Genomic DNA, 1,305 nt, shown 5'->3' on the forward strand with positions numbered 1-1,305 from the left:
CTTGGGTTCTAGGGGTTGTTGCAACACCTTGTTCTACAAGGGATTGTGATGGCGTTCGAGATCCGAGAGGACCGGAGTAGGTCTCGGGGTCGCAAGCCCCTGGCCCGTGAGCGGGAGGAATACTTCCGGCTCATGGGCCAGGGTTTGAGCAGTGTCGAGGCGTGCAAGATCGTCGGGATCAACTACCGGACCGGAAAGCGTTGGCGCAACGGCCGGGCCGCCTCAGGCCAGGGCAGGGCCCGCCCGCCGGTACAGGTCTCGCCTCGCCCGCCGGGCCCATCACGGTATCTGCGCGAGGACGACCGGATCGCGATCGCCGACCGGCTGCGCGAAGGCGCCCCGATCCGCGCCATCGCCCGCGAGCTGGGTCGCTCGCCCTCGACGATCAGCCGCGAAGTCCGCCGCAACGCCCATCCCGAATCGGGCGCCTACCGACCCCACGCCGCCGAGGCCCGCGCCCAAGCGCGCCGTCCACGCCCCAAGGACGGCAAGATCGCCGCCAACTCCGAGCTGCGTGAGTTCATCCAGCAGCGCCTGGGCCTACGCTGGAGCCCCGAGCAGATCTGCCAGGCTTTGCGCGAGACCTTCCCCGACCGGCCGGAGATGCACGTGGTCCACGAGACGATCTACCAGGCCCTCTATGTCCAAGGTCGCGGCGAGCTGCGCCGCGAGCTCACCGCCGCACTGCGCACCGGCCGCGCCATGCGCCGCCCTCGGGCCCAGGCCGACCGGCGCCGCCACCGCGCGGTCAAGGACATGGTCAACATCAGCGAGCGCCCCGCCGAAGCCGCCGACCGGGCCGTCCCCGGCCACTGGGAAGGCGACCTCATCCTCGGAGCGGGGAACCGGTCCGCCATCGCCACCCTGGTCGAGCGGGCCACCCGCTACGTGATGCTGGTCCACCTCCCCGGCAGGCATGACGCCGAAGCCGTCTCGGGCGCCCTCATCACGACCGCCGCTACCCTTCCCGCGCACTTGAAGCAGTCCCTGACCTGGGACCAGGGCTCGGAAATGGCCGCCCACAAGGCATTCAGCCTCGCCACCGACATCCCGGTGTTCTTCTGCGACCCCGCCAGCCCCTGGCAGCGAGGCTCCAACGAGAACACCAACGGCCTGCTGCGCCAGTACTTCCCCAAAGGCACCGACCTCAGCCAGCACGACGCCGCACACCTCGCCGCCGTCGCCGCCGAACTCAACGGCCGCCCACGCAAAACGCTCGGCTGGGAAACCCCAGCCGAGCGTCTTGCTAGGCTCCTGGCCGACAGCGACTAACCAGCGGTGTTGCAACCACCCCTAGAAACCGCC

At 69.7% G+C, this 1,305-nt stretch carries 1 protein-coding gene; it reads left to right on the top strand.

The window, feature by feature from the left end; all coding sequences use genetic code 11:
• Nucleotides 1-48: 48 nt before the first annotated feature.
• Nucleotides 49-1,272 (top strand): IS30 family transposase, encoded by a 1,224-nt coding sequence (locus ACGGCP_RS26910; RefSeq protein WP_392971848.1) that lies wholly within the window; start codon nucleotides 49-51, stop codon nucleotides 1,270-1,272.
• Nucleotides 1,273-1,305 lie beyond the last annotated feature (33 nt).

Origin of the sequence: Glycomyces sp. NPDC048151, assembly GCF_043202775.1 — a bacterium.
Taxonomy (GTDB): Bacteria; Actinomycetota; Actinomycetes; order Mycobacteriales; family Micromonosporaceae; genus Glycomyces.

Coding starts and splice junctions, on each gene's coding strand:
- ACGGCP_RS26910 (WP_392971848.1), top strand. CDS start 49: ATGGCGTTCGAGATCCGAGAGGACCGGAGTAGGTCTCGGGGTCGCAAG.